This window comes from Neisseria basseii, from assembly GCF_962707005.1.
Lineage (GTDB): Bacteria > Pseudomonadota > Gammaproteobacteria > Burkholderiales > Neisseriaceae > Neisseria > Neisseria bergeri.
On the sequence record NZ_CAUIXH010000007.1, the window covers coordinates 46487 to 63777 of the forward strand.

The 17291-nt window shown below is 54.5% G+C and carries 11 protein-coding genes; 4 read left to right on the forward strand and 7 right to left on the reverse strand.

Annotated features, from left to right (window positions below; genetic code table 11):
• Window positions 1-68: 68 nt before the first annotated feature.
• Complete coding sequence (gene mfd, locus Q9I99_RS05450) at window positions 69-3479, reverse strand: transcription-repair coupling factor (protein ID WP_301667151.1); 3411 nt, start codon at window positions 3477-3479, stop codon at window positions 69-71.
• A gap of 184 nt (window positions 3480-3663) precedes the next feature.
• Here mfd and Q9I99_RS05455 point away from each other — a divergent pair, with 184 nt between their 5' ends.
• The gene (locus Q9I99_RS05455) at window positions 3664-5091 is read left to right on the forward strand and encodes an acyl-CoA dehydrogenase family protein (protein ID WP_301667150.1); all 1428 of its coding nucleotides are present in this window, start codon (window positions 3664-3666) and stop codon (window positions 5089-5091) included.
• 201 nt (window positions 5092-5292) lie between these two features.
• The gene (gene mltB / locus Q9I99_RS05460) at window positions 5293-6384 is read left to right on the forward strand and encodes a lytic murein transglycosylase B (RefSeq protein WP_301667202.1); all 1092 of its coding nucleotides are present in this window, start codon (window positions 5293-5295) and stop codon (window positions 6382-6384) included.
• A gap of 121 nt (window positions 6385-6505) precedes the next feature.
• Here mltB and Q9I99_RS05465 read toward each other — a convergent pair whose 3' ends face one another.
• Complete coding sequence (locus tag Q9I99_RS05465) at window positions 6506-8503, reverse strand: site-specific recombinase (protein WP_500793372.1); 1998 nt, start codon at window positions 8501-8503, stop codon at window positions 6506-6508.
• Window positions 8504-8800: 297 nt separating this feature from the next.
• Here Q9I99_RS05465 and Q9I99_RS05470 point away from each other — a divergent pair, with 297 nt between their 5' ends.
• Window positions 8801-10828 (forward strand): BCCT family transporter, encoded by a 2028-nt coding sequence (locus Q9I99_RS05470; RefSeq protein ID WP_301667148.1) that lies wholly within the window; start codon window positions 8801-8803, stop codon window positions 10826-10828.
• Window positions 10829-10917: 89 nt separating this feature from the next.
• Here Q9I99_RS05470 and Q9I99_RS05475 read toward each other — a convergent pair whose 3' ends face one another.
• The gene (locus tag Q9I99_RS05475; RefSeq protein ID WP_301667147.1) at window positions 10918-12471 is read right to left on the reverse strand and encodes a fatty acid--CoA ligase; all 1554 of its coding nucleotides are present in this window, start codon (window positions 12469-12471) and stop codon (window positions 10918-10920) included.
• 50 nt (window positions 12472-12521) lie between these two features.
• On the opposite strand from Q9I99_RS05475, the gene Q9I99_RS05480 reads away from it, so the two are divergent.
• Complete coding sequence (locus tag Q9I99_RS05480) at window positions 12522-12650, forward strand: hypothetical protein (RefSeq protein WP_259677180.1); 129 nt, start codon at window positions 12522-12524, stop codon at window positions 12648-12650.
• 4 nt (window positions 12651-12654) lie between these two features.
• On the opposite strand, the gene Q9I99_RS05485 is transcribed toward Q9I99_RS05480, so the two are convergent.
• The 4 genes from Q9I99_RS05485 to Q9I99_RS05500 form a co-directional block, all read right to left on the reverse strand.
• Window positions 12655-13593, reverse strand: coding sequence for a nuclease-related domain-containing protein (locus Q9I99_RS05485; protein ID WP_301667146.1), 939 nt, complete (start codon window positions 13591-13593; stop codon window positions 12655-12657).
• A 78-nt stretch (window positions 13594-13671) separates the two neighbouring features.
• Window positions 13672-14865 (reverse strand): SGNH/GDSL hydrolase family protein, encoded by a 1194-nt coding sequence (locus Q9I99_RS05490; RefSeq protein ID WP_301667145.1) that lies wholly within the window; start codon window positions 14863-14865, stop codon window positions 13672-13674.
• Complete coding sequence (patB, locus tag Q9I99_RS05495; RefSeq protein ID WP_301667144.1) at window positions 14862-15830, reverse strand: peptidoglycan O-acetyltransferase PatB; 969 nt, start codon at window positions 15828-15830, stop codon at window positions 14862-14864. Before patB ends, Q9I99_RS05490 begins: the two co-directional genes overlap by 4 nt.
• A gap of 10 nt (window positions 15831-15840) precedes the next feature.
• Window positions 15841-17277, reverse strand: coding sequence for an MBOAT family O-acyltransferase (locus Q9I99_RS05500; protein WP_301667143.1), 1437 nt, complete (start codon window positions 17275-17277; stop codon window positions 15841-15843).
• Window positions 17278-17291 lie beyond the last annotated feature (14 nt).

Genomic DNA, 17291 nt, shown 5'->3' on the forward strand with positions numbered 1-17291 from the left:
TGTTCCTTTGGTGAGGATTGGGGGATTGTATGCCGTCTGAACGGTGTTCTTCAGACGGCATCGTTACATCAATTTCCTTTGGACAGGCGTTTGCTTTGCAGGGTTTTTAGCACGGTTTTGACGGTGTTGATCCGTACTTCGATGTTTTCCATTTCCGCTGCAAACCTCAATTTGTTTGCCCCTGCCAGCCGGTATTTTTTATCTGTCTGAATCAGCAGGATGATTTCTGTCGGGTCGATTTGGTGGTGTTTACCGAAGGTAATGGTTACGGCTTCGCCGGTGGCGTCGATGGCGTCTATACCCAATTCTTTTGCGGCGAGCCGCAGGTGGTGGCTTTCGATGAGGGTTTTGACGGGTTGTTCTGGCAGGCCGAAGCGGTCGACGAGTTCTTCGTGTATTGCGTTGATTTGCTGCACGGTTTCGCAGACGGCGAGACGTTTGTAGAGGACGAGCCGTTCGTGGATGTCGGGGCAATAGTCTTCAGGCAGTAATGCCGGGCTGTGCAGTTTGATTTCGGTGGTAATACCCAACGGTGCGTCGAGGTCGGGTTGGCGGCCTTTTTTGAGGTCGCGCACGGCCTGTTTGAGCATTTCGGTGTAGAGCGTGAAGCCGACCTGCATCATTTCGCCGGACTGCCCTTCGCCGAGGATTTCGCCTGCGCCTCGGATTTCCAAATCCTGCATGGCGAGGGTGAAACCTGCGCCGAGTTCGTCTGCCGCCGCGATGGCGTCGAGGCGTTTTTCTGCGTCTTTGGTGATGTATTCGGGCGTGAGCAGGTAGGCGTAGGCTTGGTGGTGGCTGCGGCCGACGCGCCCGCGAAGCTGGTGCAGTTGCGCCAGCCCGAATTTGTCGGCACGGTTGATGATGATGGTGTTGGCGTTGGGGATGTCGATGCCGGTTTCGATGATGGTGGAACAGAGCAACACGTTAAATCTTTGTTGCAAAAAGTCGCGCATCACTTGCTCCAGCTCGCGCTCGCGCAGTTGTCCGTGTGCCACGCCGATGCGGGCTTCGGGCAGCAGGGTTTCCAGCCGCTCGCGTATGTTTTCGATGGTATCCACTTCATTGTGCAGGAAAAACACTTGTCCGCCGCGCTTGAGTTCGCGCAACACGGCTTCGCGCACGCTGCCTTCGCTGAACGGTTTGACAAAGGTTTTGACGGCGAGGCGGCGGCTGGGCGCGGTGGTAATCAGCGAGAAGTCGCGCAGGCCTTCGAGCGCCATGCTGAGGGTACGCGGAATCGGCGTAGCGGTCATGGTGAGGATGTCGACATTGGCACGCAGGCGTTTGAGCTGCTCTTTTTGGCGCACGCCGAAGCGGTGTTCTTCATCGATAATCACTAAACCTAAGTTTTTGAATTTTATGTCGTCCTGCACCAATTTGTGCGTACCGATAACGATATCGACCGTACCGCCCGCCATGCCTTCCAGCGCAGCTTTGGTGGCTTTGCTGTTGTTGAAACGCGAAAGGCTGGCGACTTTTACAGGGAAATCGGCGAAGCGGTCGGCGAAATTTTGCGCGTGCTGCTCGACCAAAAGCGTGGTCGGTGCGAGTACGGCAACCTGTTTGCCACCCATCACCGCCACAAACGCAGCGCGTAGGGCGACTTCGGTTTTGCCGAAGCCGACATCGCCGCAAATAAGGCGGTCCATCGGCTTCGCCTGCGTCAGGTCTTTAATCACGGCGGCGATGGTGGCGGCCTGGTCTTCGGTTTCTTCGTAGCCGAAGCCGTCGGCAAACGCCTGATAGTCCAATTCGTTGATTTCAAACTTGTGTCCCGATTGGGCGGCGCGTTGGGCGTAGAGGTTGAGCAACTCGGCGGCGGTGTCGCGCGCTTTTTCGGCGGCTTTGCGCTTCGCCTTGTTCCACGCGCCGTTGCCGAGCTTGTGCAGGGCAACGTTTTCATGCGCCTGACCGGAGTAGCGGCTGATTAAATGCAGTTGCGAAACGGGCACATAAAGCTGTGCTTCGCCCGCGTATTCGAGTAACATCATTTCGTTGGTTTCGCCGCCCAAGTCCATCGTTACCAAGCCCATATACCGCCCGATGCCGTGTTCTTCGTGCACGACAGGGTCGCCAATATTGATTTCGGCAAGGTCGCGCAACAGGCCGTCTGAAACGGCGGCGTGTTTCTTACGATGATGTTTGCGCGAGCGGGCGACATATTGATAAAGATCGGATTCGGTAATGACCGCGATGTTTTGATCTTCTAATTTAAACCCGTAAGCCAACGGCGCCACTGTAATCATCAGCGGCTCATGCGCCGACAAAAAGCCCTGCCAGTCGGACACGCTTTTGGCTTTCAAACCGTTTTGCTGCAAGAAACCGAGCATGGTTTCGCGCCGTCCCAAACTTTCGGCGCACAGCAAAATTCGTCCGTCAAAGGCCGTCTGAAAATCTTTCAATGCCTGCAACGGTTCATCTGCTTGGCGGTTGACGGCCAAGTTTGGCAACGTATGTTCATCACCAAAAATATCCGGCAATACCTGACCATAATTTTTCAGACGGCCTGCGAACACATCGGCAGAGAGATACAAATGCTGTGGAAGTAAAGGCGGATAAGTTTCATCGCCCTGCGCCATGGCGTAACGCGATTTGACGTCGCCCCAAAAGCGGTTTGCCTCGGCGTGAACATCGCCCAAAGAGACAAACAACGCATCTTCGCCGATATAGTCAAACAGCGTTTCCAGCTCGTTTTCAAAAAACAGCGGCAGGTAGTATTCCACGCCCGCGCCGAAGTGGCCGTTGCTGACGGCTTTGTACACGGCGGCATCGTTCGGATTGCCATCGACTTCCTCGCGGAAGCGGCTGCGGAAGATTTTTTGCGCCTCGCTGTCGTTGGGGAATTCGTGCGCCGGCAGCAGGCGGATTTCGGAAACGGGGGAGATGGTGCGCTGCGTGTCGGTGTCAAAGGTTTTGATGCTGTCGATTTCATCGTCGAACAAATCGATGCGGTAGGGCATCTCGCTGCCCATCGGGAATAAATCCACAATGCCGCCGCGCACGGCAAACTCGCCCGCCGCAACAACGTGGGAAACATGGTTGTAGCCCGCATCTACTAAATCGGTTTTCAGACGGCCTATATCCAAAGTCTGCCCCGTTTTCAGCCAAAACGTGCGCCCCGCCAGAAACGGCACGGGCGGCAGCTTCTGCATCGCCGTGGCAACCGGCACGAACAACACATCCGCCGCGCCGCTTTTAATCTGCCACAACGCCGACAGCCGCTCCGACACCAAGTCCTGATGCGGCGAAAAACGCTCGTAAGGCAGCGTTTCCCAGTCCGGCAGGAACACCGCCGTATCGTGCGGACGGAAAAACCGCCACGCCGTCTGAAGGCGCAACGCCTGTTCCGCATCTTGGGTCAGCACGACTTTGAGCCGCTTATGCGGCAGATAACGCGCCAAAGCCAAGGGCAGCGAGCCTTGCGAAAGATTGGGCCAACGGGATTTTTCACGGGGTTTGGGGATGGGGTAGGTCATAGTGCGGCAATAGGCGGACAGTGATGCAAACAGTCATTTTAGCACGGGAGGGTGCGCGATGCCGTCTGAAAGGCCGGCGGATTGTTGCCCGGCGCACTTTGTGGTAAAGTTTAGAAAATCAACTCTAAACTGTGGCAGGCGGTTTGACCGGCCGCCGATTAATGGGAACCGACAGAGGAAGCCGATGATACACACCGAACCGAGCGCGCAGCCGTCAACTATGGACACGGCTGCTTTTTTAAAGCACATCGAATCCGCATTCCGCCGCATTTTTTCAGACGGCATCGACCTGATGCGATACCTGCCCGAAGACAAATGGCTTGCCTTGAAGCATGCGGGTTTGCTGCTGCCCTTCCTCGACAAAAAACACGGCGGGCGCAAGGGCAGCCAGTTTGAAATTCAGGAAGTATTGCGGATTGCGGGGCATTACGGCGTGCCCATTACGCTGCGTACCGGCATCGAAGGCGCGCTGGTGTTGCAGCCTCTGCAAGAATTCGGCGGCGAAGCGCAAATCGCACAGGGTTTGGAGATGATTTTCAAAGGCGAGGGCGGCGGTTTGGGCATTACCGAACCCGAAACCTCCGGCGCGGCGATTGCCCGCGAAATGCAGTCCTACTACGAATATACCGACGATAAAACCATTTACGTCAACGCCGCGAAATACTGGCAGGGCAACTCGCAGAGCGACTTCCTCCTCGTCGCCGCCAAAGAGCGCAAAAACGGCAAACTCGCCAAAGTCATCGACCTGCTGCTCGTCCCCAAAACATACATCCGCTGCGAAACCCTCGCATCCGAAGGTCTGCGCGCCGTCCGTTACGCCGTCAACCGCATCGATGCCCAAATGCCTGCCGCTGCCGTGATGAAACTCTCTCAGGGCGACGCCGCCGGTTTGCGCGCGTTCCAAAACATCTTTATCCGCAGCCGTCTGCAACTGGTCGGTATGACGCACGGCATTATGGAATACATCCTTGAAAACCTGGACCGATACGTCCGCAACGACATCAGATTCGTCGATTACGAACGCCGCGAAATCCAACGCCGCCATCAGGTTTCCGAAATCCTTTACCGCTACGTCTGCCGTTTCGTTTCGCCCGTCTCGCCTGTCGCCCATCAATTAATGGAGGCAAACATCGTCAAAACCCTCGCCACGGAATACACTTACGCCGCCGCGCAAATGTTGCAAAAACTCTTGGGCGCGAAGGGTTTTGAACGCGGACACACCGCCGGCAATATCGCTATCGACATCCGTCCCTTCACGATTTTTGAAGGCCCGAACGATATGCTTTATGCCGAAATTTACGACCAGTTCGTCCGCGCCACCGCCGAAGAAAAAGAAGCAGGTATTAAGTTGGACAAAAACCAAACCCTGCTCGACCGCCTGCAAACCGATGCCCGCTTTGCCGCCGTCGCCCGAAGCTGCACCTTGCCCGAAGATATCCGCAGCTTCTTGCAGGAACACACCCTGACCGATGCCTGCGCCCTGCAAAAAGTCTTCATCGGCAAAATTATCGCCCGACTTTTCGCCTTCGTTCAGGCGGAACACGAAGACACCGCAGCCTTCTTGTCAAACGACATCCGCAAAGATATCTTAGACTGCCGATATTGCGGATAGCGGGCAAATACGGAGCAGGCAATGCCGTCTGAAGGGGGAACGTGCCTTCAGACGGCATTTCCGGCGGCGGCACACGGATTTCGGGCGGTGCAAAAGGCAACGCGCGGCATTCCGCAAAGCCGCCGATTGCGCCGGATGCCGCATTTCGCGCCGCGCTCTTGTGCCACTTTCCCACTTACCCTATTTGTTCGGAATGTATTGATGAAAAAGAGAAAAATACTGCCGTTGGCAATTTGTTTGGCGGCTTTGTCTGCCTGTACGGTGATGGAGGCCCGCCCGCCCCAGGCAAATGAAGCCCAAGCCCCCCGCGCGGATGAAATGAAAAAAGAAAGCCGCCCCGCGTTTGACGCGGCAGCCGTACCGGTATCCGACAGCGGGTTTGCCGCCAATGCAAATGTCCGCCGTTTTGTGGACGATGAAGTCGGGAAAGGGGATTTTTCCCGGGCGGAATGGCAGAATTTTTTTGACAAAGCGGCTTATAAGGCGGACATCGTCAAGATTATGCACCGTCCTTCCACATCGCGTCCGTGGTATGAGTTCCGCACGGGAAATTCGGGCAGGGCAAAATTTCACGGCGCGCGCCGGTTTTATGCGGAAAACCGCGCGGTTATCGATGATGTGGCGCAAAAATACGGCGTGCCTGCCGAGCTTATCGTGGCGGTTATCGGGATTGAAACGAATTACGGCAAAAATACGGGCAGTTTCCGTGTGGCGGACGCATTGGCGACTTTAGGCTTCGATTATCCCCGCCGCGCCGGGTTCTTCCAAAAAGAATTGGTCGAGCTTTTAAAGCTGGCAAAAGAAGAGGGCGGCGATGTTTTCGCCTTTAAAGGCAGCTATGCGGGCGCAATGGGTATGCCGCAATTTATGCCTTCGAGCTACCGGAAATGGGCGGTGGATTATGACGGGGACGGACATCGGGACATATGGGGCAACGTCGGTGATGTCGCGGCATCGGTTGCCAATTATATGAAGCAGCACGGTTGGCGCACGGGCGGGAAAATGCTGGTGTCTGCAACATTGGCACCGGGTGCGGATGTTCAGGAAATCATTGGCGAAAAAACCGCCCTTACGCGGACGGTGGCGGATTTGAAGGCTTACGGCATCATACCCGGGGAAACGCTCGCAGATGATGAAAAGGCGGTTTTGTTCAAACTGGAAACCGCACCGGGCGTGTTTGAATATTATTTGGGTTTGAACAATTTTTATACGGTATGGCAGTACAACCACAGCCGGATGTATGTAACGGCGGTCAGGGACATTGCCAATTCGCTCGGCGGCCCGGGATTGTAGTGTTTTTAAAAATGCCGTCTGAACCACGTTTCGGTTCGGACGGCATTTTTGCATCCTTTTGTGGGGATTTCCGCATCAGGGCGGTATTCGTGGCGAAGCCCGCTTCAGACGGCATTGCCGGTTAAGGTTTGTCCGAAGGAGGATGTCCCTGTCCTTTGGCGGGTGGGAGGAAAAGTATGCAGGGATTGCTTTTAATCTGATTCCAAAAACTTTTGATCAGGTTGCGGATGCTGCCGATTTTCGTGCCGCGCGAGCGCAGGGCGACGAAGAGGGCGAGGGTGAAGCTGACGATGAGGTTGACCAGGCCGATGGCGAGGACGCTGCAAATGCCGAGCAGGAATGTGCCCAAGCCGACGTTGCCACTGACGGCGGCGTAGCCGAGGTTGGCAGAGGAGAAGGCGACATGGCGGATGTCCAGCGGCAGACCGAGGAGGTGTCCGAAGTAGCCGGTCATGCCCAAGAGCATACCGAAGATGAAGTTGCCGACCAGCGAGCCGTAGTGTTTGTGAATGTAGGCGGCGAGGACGCGGCGGGGTTTGGGGCGCATGATTTTGCGCAACAAGGGATTGAAGGGCAGGCGTTGGCGCAGGTTGAGGTAGTCGGCGCGGTTGTCGAAAAAACCTGCGATGATGCCGGAGCAGAACAGCCACAGGCCTGCAATGGCGGCATACCACAGCGTCGGGTAAGCGATGATGTCTATGGATTTGAACTGGTAGGCGGTGGTGTGGGCATCAAGTATAGGCTGTTGGTGCAGATGGGCATAGCCGAACGATATGGCACACGCCAAAAGGATGGCGATGGAAACGTTGCCGAAGACGGCGACGCTTTGGGAGCGGCATACGTCGATGAGGAGCTTGGCGAGTTTGTTGTCCACCGCTTTGCCGCCTTCGTTGAGATCGACCTGTTCGGCAAAGCTGGCGGCAGTCATCGCGGGCTGTTTGGTGGCGACGGTGCAGTGCAGCATATGGATAATCATAAAGCCGATGCCGTAGTTGAACCCCGCCGACAAGGAGGCGAGGAAGGGGCTGAGGCCGAGTGTGCCGATGTGGATTTTGAGCAACGCCATCAGGGCGATGATGATGCCGCCGCCTGCCGCCGAGTAGAACATTTTGAAATATTCTTTGCGGTTGCGGGTGATGTAGTGTTCGCCGTGGTGGCTTTTGTTTTCGGTAATGCTGCGGGCGAGCATACGGATGCTGCTGCGGCGCAGGTGGCGGGTGCTGTATTGTTCGACCGCCGCGTAGATGAGGGAGTTCATCAGGGCGATGGTCAGGCGGTTGCTGTTGCCGGCACCGGTTTGGATGTCGGTGAGCAGCTTCAGACGGCCTACGGTCTGCCGGAGCCGTTCGAGCAGGTGGGCGACTTTGACCGACGAACCGGAGCCGGCCCCCGTCCCTTTGCGGCGCAAATAGTCAATTTGGCTGAAACATTGGTCGAACATCACTTCGAGGTGGGCGGTGTCGTAAGGCGCGGTGCTGTTGCGGTAGTGTTCGACCAGTTTGGCGGTTTCGCGCTGGAGGGCGACGAAGGAAGAATCGGCTTCCAGCAGGCGCGGGGAGATGCGGATGAGGTCGGGTTCGATGGCTTCGGATGCCGTCCAGACAGACAGCATTTCGATGGCGCGCAAACGGGCATCGGCAAGGCGGATGCACGCCGTCTGCAATTTGGACGGTTCGGCGTGACTCCGGATGAGTTCGTATAAAACCAGCCATTGGCGGATATTGAGCGTTTGCAGCCATTTGTCGTCGTTTTCGGAATGGAAAAGATAAAGGAAGACTTCGCCCAAGTTGGCAAAATCTTTATATGACGGGCTGAAGCGTTCGTAGATGCGTATGCCCATTTCCCGGGCAAAGCTGTGGCGCGAGAAGATGCCGAGTTTGATAAGTGCCGGATAAATGTGTATTTGCGCGAGCCAGATGTAAAAACACCGGCTGAAGCGGGAGAGCAATTCCCTGTCTTGTTTGAATGTGTCGATAATCAGGTCGAAACGCTCCCCCGCACATTTTTTGCCGCCACGGCGCAAAAATTTAATCAATGCGTTGAGGACGTTGACAAAATCGGTATGTCCCAAGCTGTCCGAAAGCAGGGGGCGCAGGTTTTGAGGGGTAATTTTCTTCATATCAGCCATTGTACCGCATCGGCAATCCGGCGTTAAACGCCCCGATGGCGGGGAGGGTGCGCCTGCGGAAGGCGGCGCATTTTCCGCCGGTTTGAAATCAAACTATATTAATGATATAATAAATATCGATAAATCAATCTGATAGAATAATCTGTATTGATTTTTAATTTTTTCGATTATAACAATTTCGGCCGGTTTGTGCATTTCGTCATCCGGAAGCCGATATTTTGCCGGCAGGTTTTGACCGCTTTGCCCGATGACCGGGTTTGTCTGTTTTTAACAAAGGAGTGAGAAGGTTTGTCCCTGTCTGAATTTATAGAAAGCCGAACGTCATTTAATCCGATGGTTATTTTGACGACTTTGTTTTTCGTGTGTGTTTTGGTGGTATTGGTTTTAACCGTGCCGGATCAGGTGCAGATGTGGCTCGACCGGGCAAAAGAAGTCATTTTTACCGAGTTCAGCTGGTTTTATGTTTTAACGTTTTCCATTTTTCTGGGTTTCCTGCTGATACTCTCGGTCAGCAGTTTGGGAAACATCAGGCTCGGACGGGATGAAGATGTGCCGGAATTCGGCTTCCTGTCGTGGCTGGCGATGCTGTTTGCGGCCGGGATGGGCGTGGGTCTGATGTTTTTCGGCGTGGCAGAGCCGTTGATGCATTATTTTTCGGACATTACGGCCGGTACGCCGGAACACAGGCAGCAGCAGGCATTGCTGTACACGGTGTTCCATTGGGGCGTTCACGCCTGGTCGGTGTACGGTACGATTGCATTGGCTTTGGCTTATTTCGGTTTCCGCTACAAGCTGCCGCTTGCCCTGCGTTCTTGTTTTTACCCCCTGTTGAAAGAAAAAATTTCCGGAAGGTTCGGCGATGCCATTGATATTATGGCGTTGCTTGCTACTTTTTTCGGCATCATCACCACATTGGGGTTCGGGGCTTCGCAACTGGGCGCCGGATTGCAGGAAATGGGCTGGATTGCCGAAAACAGCTTCAGCGTGCAGGTTTTGATTATCGCCGCCGTCATGTCCCTCGCCGTCGTTTCGGCAATATCCGGCGTGGGGAAGGGCGTGAAGGTGTTGAGCGAGTTGAACCTGGGCCTTGCGTTTTTGCTGCTGTTTTTTGTTTTGGCGGCGGGTCCCACTGTTTACCTGTTGTCGGCATTCGGCGACAACATAGGGAACTACCTCGGAAATCTGGTGCGCCTCAGTTTTAAAACTTATGCGTACGAACGGGAACACAAGTCGTGGTTTGAATCTTGGACGGTGCTTTATTGGGCGTGGTGGTGTTCTTGGGCGCCGTTTGTGGGTTTGTTTATCGCGCGCATTTCAAAGGGGCGTACCATCCGCGAGTTTGTCTTCGGGGTTTTGCTCATACCCGGTCTGTTCGGCGTTTTGTGGTTTACCGTCTTCGGCAATACGGCGATTTGGCTGAATGACGGGGTTGCGGGGGGAATGCTCGAAAAGATGACCTCCTCTCCGGAAACGCTGCTTTTTAAATTCTTTAATTACCTCCCCCTGCCCGAATTGACGAGCATCGTCAGCCTGCTGGTCATTTCCCTGTTTTTTGTAACTTCTGCCGATTCCGGGATTTATGTCCTGAACAATATTACCTCTCGGGACAAGGGCTTGAGCGCGCCACGGTGGCAGGCGGTTATGTGGGGCGTGCTGATGTCTGCCGTTGCCGTTTTGCTGATGCGCTCGGGCGGGCTAGGCAACCTGCAGTCTATGACCCTGATTGTTTCCCTGCCGTTTGCCCTGCTGATGCTGATAATGTGTTTCAGCCTGTGGAAAGGATTGAGTGCGGATAAGAAATATTTTGAGACCCGGGTTAACCCTACCAGTGTATTTTGGACGGGCGGCAAGTGGAAAGAACGGCTGGTGCAGATAATGAGCCAGACGCAGGAGCAGGATATTTTAAAATTCCTCAAACATACCGCATCGCCCGCTATGCACGAGTTGCAACGGGAGCTTTCGGAAGAATACGGCTTGAGCGTCCGGGTCGATAAGATGTTTCATCAGGACGAGCCCGCAATCGAGTTCGTCATTCGGAAAGAGACGATGCGCGATTTTATGTACGGGATTAAGTCTGTCGGGCAGGATGTATCCGACCAGTTGATTAACGACGGCAACCTGCCGCATATCCGGCACCAGACAACTTACAAACCCTACGCTTATTTTTTCGACGGGCGCGTCGGGTACGATGTGCAGTATATGAACAAGGACGAGCTGATTGCCGACATTTTGAAAAATTACGAACGTTATTTGATGTTGTTGGATGATGTCGGTCAGGAACTGATGGCGCACGAGCAGGTGGAATTGGCAGAGTAAATGCCTTTTCTCCGGCGTTTGCCAAAAAAATGCGGTGAATCAGATTCACCGCATTTTTTTGCCGGACGGGGCTTCAGACGGCACGGCGTTCATTTGTTTCCTTCAAACTGCTCCTTCAGCACCCGTTTCAATACTTTGCCCGTAGCGTTGCGCGGCAGCGCGTCTTTAAAGTGGATCTGTTTGGGGATTTTGAAATTTGCCAGCACGGTACGCAGGTGGCGGCGGATTTCGTCCTCGCCCAGATTCATACCTTCCTTCAATTGGACGAAGGCGACGATTTCCTCGTCGGCATAACGGTCTTTCACGCCGATGACGGCGGCGGCTTCGACGGCATCGAGTTTGTAGATTTCTTCTTCGATCTCGCGCGGATAGACATTTTGACCTTTGGAAATAATCAAATCTTTTTTGCGGTCGACGATAAAGATGAAGCCGTCCTCGTCTATGGTAACGAAATCGCCCGTTTTCAACCAGCCGTTGACGATGGTTTCATCGGTGGCGGCAGGCATATTGAGGTAGCCCCGCATCACCGAACCGCCCCTGACAATCAGTTCGCCCACTTCGCCGCGCGGCACTTCGACCAGTTCTTCATCGACGGCTTTGACTTCCAAACCGGGAAGGGGGATGCCGACGCTGCGGGCTTTTTGCCTCTCGGGCGTATTGACGGCGACGACGGGCGAGGCTTCGCTCAGTCCGTAGCCTTCCAGCAATTTGGCGCGGGGGAACTTGGCTTTGAAATCGAGGATGGTTTGTTCCGCCAAAGGCGCGCCGCCGCTGATAAACAGGCGGATGCGGTTGAACCATCTGAAATACCAAGGGATTTTCGCCTTGCTCATCGCGGTGTAAATCGCGGGCACACCCAAAAACACGGTCGCGCGTTTGAGCAGGGCCTGTTTCAAAACGTTGGAAAACGGGAAAACGGATTTGACCAAAATAATCGAACAGGCCATATAAATCGGCAGCAGCACCATAGCCGTCAGCGTGAAGCTGTGGAACATCGGCAGAAAAACGATAAAGCGGTCGCGCTTGGAGATTTTAAAGATGCGTTCGATGCCGTTCAGGTTGGCGAACAGGTTGGCGTAGCTGATTAGCGCGCCTTTGGGATGCCCCGTCGTGCCGGAGGTGTAGATGATGTGTGCCAAATCATTTATCCGGGGTTGGCGGCCCAAGTCGGGTTTTTCGGGGAAGCGGCGCACGTCTTCAAAAAAGGCATCGCCTTCCGCCGCTCCGCCGCCCTGCCAGCTTTTGCCTGTCCAAATGATTTTTTCGACGGGCGTTTGCGCCTTCAAGCCCGCCAATTCTTTTGAAAGGCCGGTCGAGGCGAACAGGAAGCGCGCCTTGCAGTCGTTCAAAATATATGCGTATTCGCTGTTTTTCAAAAATGTGTTCATCGGTACGGCAACCGCGCCGATGGCGGACACGGCGAAATAGGCGGTAATAAATTCCGTGGAATTGGAAACCGCCAGCGCGACCGTGTCGCCGAACTTCACGCCGATATTTTGCAGATACGCCGCGACGGCTTCGGCTTCCTGCTTGAGCGCGCGGTAGGCGGTTTTTTCCTTGCCGTCGAACACTGCCGTGCCGTTGCCGTTTTTGCGGCAGGCGGCGGTCAGCATTTCGTAGAAATTGGCATAAGTCCGGTTCATGAAACTTCCTTTATGGTTGCGGACGGCGAACGCCCTCATTTGAAAACAATATGCCGTCTGAAAACGGAAGGCGGCAGTTTATCATCTTTGCCTTCAGACGGCATATCAAACGCCGCCTTTGCGCCGTATGCCGGAGGTTCGCCCCCGTCCTTCCGATGCCTGAGGCAAATGCCGTCTGAAACACTATTTTTGTCCGACAGTTTTCTGGCAAGTGAAACAATAGACTTTGCCGTTGAATTTTACTTTATTCTGCCAGCAAAACTTAGCCACATTCTCGGAAACGGTTTTATGGCATGAGCAGCAGAACAAACGTCGAGCGGGTACGGGCTGTGTTTTATCTTTAGGGTTTGTTTCAGGGGTGTTTTCTGGCTCCGCAATACCAAAGCGCGCCTTCCAATCAATTTGTAACGGTTTATGAAGTTTGACCAGTTTTTGAGCTAAGTCCATAACCGTGTCTGCGGATACAATTTTTGACATGGAAGCCATTTGATGCAGAAAGGCAGATGGGCTGATTTCATCAATATCTTTGTCAATCCGTTTTTTCAACTGCTCATTCTTAATAATTCTTTCCAACTCTTTCGGATTTTGACTGTTCTTGGGCCGATAGATAATGGCAGAATTTGCAACCAAAATAAGACTGTGCAGGGAGGGCTTCATTTTCAGCCCCATTCTGACGGGCAGTTCGATTTCGTCGCTTCTGAACAGTCTGGACAAAAACAACTGGTGACGGTTGTTTTGTTCGATAGGTGAAGCGATGCCATAGGGTTTACCTTGGTAAAATGCCGAAAATTCCCCATATTCATTAATGGCAATACCTTCGCCAAACCGTTTGCTTTCGCAAACATAGATTTCTAAGAAACGGTTGATTAATAAGTGATCAATCTGCGCGGAATGTCCTTCCAACTCTAAGCGTAAATCATGAATGACTGCCCAATTTTTGTTGTTTCCATAGAGGAAGTTGATTTGATAAGCAGCTTCTTTTTCACCTTTTAATCCAGACTGGATGTTGCGGATTTCTCTCTGAATCTGATTTTTCTGCTCTTGGGACAGCTGTGGCAACTCAAGCAGCCGGTTTAATTCCGACAAATCATTTTCCCGATTATCAGAATCTTTAATAATCATATTGTTTCCTTGATGTTTTCTATTTACAGTGTTTTCAGAAGGCATCTGTATTTTTCATGTCGTCTGAAAGTCTTGGGTTTACGGTTTTGCGTGTGCGGAGCGGACGAGTTCTTCGAGGCTGTCGGCGAGCATTTCCGCTGCGCGCCGGTAGCCTTTGGCGGAGAAGTGTACGCCGTCTTTGGAGGCCCATCCTTGGTTGAGCCAGTTTTTCATACTGCAAACGCCGCCCATCGCGTTTTGCCAAGACCAGAACATCGTCTGCCCCTGACGGGCGACGCGCCGCTGCATCTGTTGGACTTCGGTCAGGCGGGCGGGGCGTGTGCCGCATACGCCGAGCGTGTTTTTCAGGGATTCGGGTGCGCCGATGATGAGGATGCCGGCGGCAGGCAGGCTGTCGCGGATTTGGCGGACGGTATCCAGCCATTTCTGTTCGGTGTCGGCAATGTCGATGTTGTCGCCGAAGGCTTCGTTGGTACCGTAGGCAAGGATGACTAGATCGGCACCGGTTTGGGCAAGGTCGTTCATACGGTCGGCACGCCATTTCGACCAATGGGTCAATTGTGCGCCGTTGATGCCCATGGCGGAAACGGTAATGCCGCCGGCGGGATTTTCGATGTTGATGAAGCCGATGTCCCACGGCATTTCGGTCTGTATGGTCAGGGGGAGTGCCGCGCCCGTATCCAGTACCTGCCAGCCGCCGCCGTTGGCGGAGACGGTGTTGCCGTTGACGGTCAGGGTTTGTTCGGCGAGCAGCGGTTTGGCAAACAGGGAAATGCGCTGTTTGCCGGTTTTGCCGTCAGATGCGGTCAGGGTCATGCTGCCGTTATCGCCTGTCCGGGCAAGGATGCCGCCGAGCGGGAAGTCTCCGGTATTGTTCCTGCTGGTGAGGCTTTGCCAGTTGCCGCTGTAACGGACGGCCGCCATGCGCTGCCCTTTGACGTTGGCGGGGTAAACCCAGCCTATGCCGCCGTCGCCCCATGTTTTTTGCAGGCGTTTGCGCAGGGTGTCGGTAAAGAAGTCGCCGGCGGTATGCGAGTCGCCGATTTGCAGGATGCGGAAGGTCTCGCCGCTGCCTTGTGCGACGGATTGGAGTTTTTTCATCCAAGGCGAGGCGGCGGCGTTGCTGTAATCGGTCAAGAGGCCGTCTTCGCCGGTGTAGGGCGCGGACGGGGAAACGGTAACGGTGTCGAGGCTGACGGAGGCAACGGGCAGGGCGTTTGCCTGGGTTGCGGCGAACAGGGCGGAAAATGTGATGAAGTGTCTGAGGTTCATGGTTGTCTGCCTGGTGTAAAAGTGAGTTTTTCCATTATTTTTTCCGCCAGCAGTTTTTGTCCTTCGGCGGTAAAGTGTATGCCGTCTTTACTGCGGTAGCGGACGGATTTTCCGTTGACGTTGACGGAGTCGGTGTAGCGGTCTTCTCCGCCGCTCAGGGTGTGTGCGGTGGGAATCAGGATGATTTTGCCTTTCAAATGTTCCGAAAGCAGTTTGTCGAGGTAGCGCATCTGCCCGTCAAGCTTGGTTTTTTTCATATAGGGGATGCCGAGCCAGACGACTTGGACGTGGTGCGTGCGTGCGGCTTCAAGGATGCGGTCGACGCGTTTCAGGTATTCTTGCGCCCATTCGTCGGAAGCGAATTTGAGGTAGCGTTTGCCGACGGGAAAATCCCACGGGTCGTTCGGACCGAGGAAGACGGCTAGCACGCTGATTTCGGGATGTTTTTTCAGGGTTTCTTCAATCGTTTTCGGCCAGTCGAAGAATGAGGGGTAGGACAGCCCCGTGCTTTGTTTGCTGAGGTTGACGGATTCGATGCCGTATTGCTGTTTCAGGCTTTTTTGCACGAAGGGGGCAACGCCCTGCATCAGCGAATCGCCGGCAAAAAAGACTTTGTCGCCGCTGCGGACGGCGGCGGCTTCGGTGTCTTGTTTCCATTCTGTTTCACCGGTTTGAGGGGCGGCTTCGGATGCGGCGGCTTCAGACGGCATATCTGTCGAACCGCCGCCTTGAGCCGTCGACGGCGTTTCGCCGGACAGGAAGGCTTTGATGCCGTCTGAAAAGGCGTAGGCGTTTTCTTGCAACGCCGCACCGGTTTGCCACCATCCGTAGGCGGCAAGCGGTTCGAGCGGACTGTTGCGGTGGTAGGTCTGCTGCCAGTAGGCGTTGATGGGGTTTTGGCTGAACCACACGGCAATCAGGGCAGACATCAATATGGAGGCGAAAAGGGAAAGAAAGTTTTTCATGTCCAAACCCTTAAAAATTGGCATAAATAAAACCGGGTATCCCCGAGGGGGCGAGGACGATAATCAGCAGCAGGATGATGGAAATCGGGATAAACCACAGCCACATCGGGATTTTTTCCAAACCTTTGACCGCGCCGTCGAAAGCGCGTTGCAGGTAAGGGTAGAGCAGCATCACGGATGCAAACGAGGCAAGCAGCAGCATATCCGCCCGTTGCGGCGCATTCCAGCCGGTGGCATTGGCAAAGAGGGCACTGAAAACCGCGCCTGCATCGTCGGGGTTTGCGGTATTGAAGACGACGAAGGTCAGGCAGACAAAATGGAAGGTAATGAGCCACGAGAGCGGCGCAAGGTATTTCAGACGGCATAGTGCGTTGCGTCCGAAATAGCGGTCGCCCGTGTTGAGCAGCACCAGTGCCGTGCCGTGCAGCGCGCCCCAAATGAGGAAGTTCCAGCCGTAGCCGTGCCAGATGCCCGAGAGCACCATTGCCGTCATCAGGTTGAGCTGTGTCCGTAAAAAGCCTTTTTTGCTGCCGCCCAAGGGGATGTAGATGTAGTCGCGTATCCAGGTGGAAAGGCTGATGTGCCATTTGTCCCAAAATGCACGGATGTTTAAAGCACGAAGCGGTGCTGAGAAGTTTTTGGGCAGTCGGAAGCCCAGCAGCATTGCCATGCCGATAACCAAATCGGAATATCCGGAAAAGTCTAAAAAGAGTTGGAAGGTATAGCCGTACACGCCGCCCAATACGCCCCAGCCGTCGAATTGGGCGGGATTTTCAAATACGGGCGACACCCAGTTTTCCGCCAGCATCCCCGCCAGCCACCATTTTTTGGCAATACCCAGCAGAATCAGGGAAACGGCTAGTGCGGGGCGGACGGGCGAACGCGGTTGGCGGGTACGGATTTGCGCCAATGCGCCTGCCTGCTCGCCGTCCGCGCTTTTGAATGCGGCGGCGCGGATAATCGGGCCGGAGGTAACGGTGGGGAAAAAACTCAGGTGCAGCAGCAGCTCGTGCCAGCTGAAACGCGCGGCGTGCGGGGCGCGGAAGCAGTAAACCAGATAGGCGAGCGACTGGAAGGTGTAATACGAAAGCCCCAGCGGCATCAGGATGTCGATTGCGCCGCCTTTTCCGGCATATTGGGCAATCAGCGGTCGGAAAAAGTCGAAATATTTGAAAAATCCCAAGACGGTCAGCGAGGCGGCAATGCCGCACCCCAGCCAGAAACGGCGCGTATTTTCGCGATCGGAACGGAGCAGTTCGCCCAAAAGGTACACGCAGGAGGAATAAAGGACGACGATTGCCGCAAATACGGGGCCGATATGGTAGAGCCAGCCCATACCGGCAGCCAAAAGCAGCAGGTTTTGGGCAGACGGGTATTTCGCCATACACCAGTAAAGCGGCAGGAAGGCGAGAAAGAACAGTGCGAACTCGACAGACAGCAGCGGCATAAACCATCCTTGGA

Coding starts and splice junctions, on each gene's coding strand:
- mfd (WP_301667151.1), bottom strand. CDS start 3,479: ATGACCTACCCCATCCCCAAACCCCGTGAAAAATCCCGTTGGCCCAAT.
- Q9I99_RS05455 (WP_301667150.1), top strand. CDS start 3,664: ATGATACACACCGAACCGAGCGCGCAGCCGTCAACTATGGACACGGCT.
- mltB (WP_301667202.1), top strand. CDS start 5,293: ATGAAAAAGAGAAAAATACTGCCGTTGGCAATTTGTTTGGCGGCTTTG.
- Q9I99_RS05465 (WP_500793372.1), bottom strand. CDS start 8,503: ATGAAGAAAATTACCCCTCAAAACCTGCGCCCCCTGCTTTCGGACAGC.
- Q9I99_RS05475 (WP_301667147.1), bottom strand. CDS start 12,471: ATGAACCGGACTTATGCCAATTTCTACGAAATGCTGACCGCCGCCTGC.
- Q9I99_RS05480 (WP_259677180.1), top strand. CDS start 12,522: ATGCCGTCTGAAAACGGAAGGCGGCAGTTTATCATCTTTGCCTTCAGA.
- Q9I99_RS05485 (WP_301667146.1), bottom strand. CDS start 13,593: ATGATTATTAAAGATTCTGATAATCGGGAAAATGATTTGTCGGAATTA.
- Q9I99_RS05490 (WP_301667145.1), bottom strand. CDS start 14,865: ATGAACCTCAGACACTTCATCACATTTTCCGCCCTGTTCGCCGCAACC.
- patB (WP_301667144.1), bottom strand. CDS start 15,830: ATGAAAAACTTTCTTTCCCTTTTCGCCTCCATATTGATGTCTGCCCTG.
- Q9I99_RS05500 (WP_301667143.1), bottom strand. CDS start 17,277: ATGCCGCTGCTGTCTGTCGAGTTCGCACTGTTCTTTCTCGCCTTCCTG.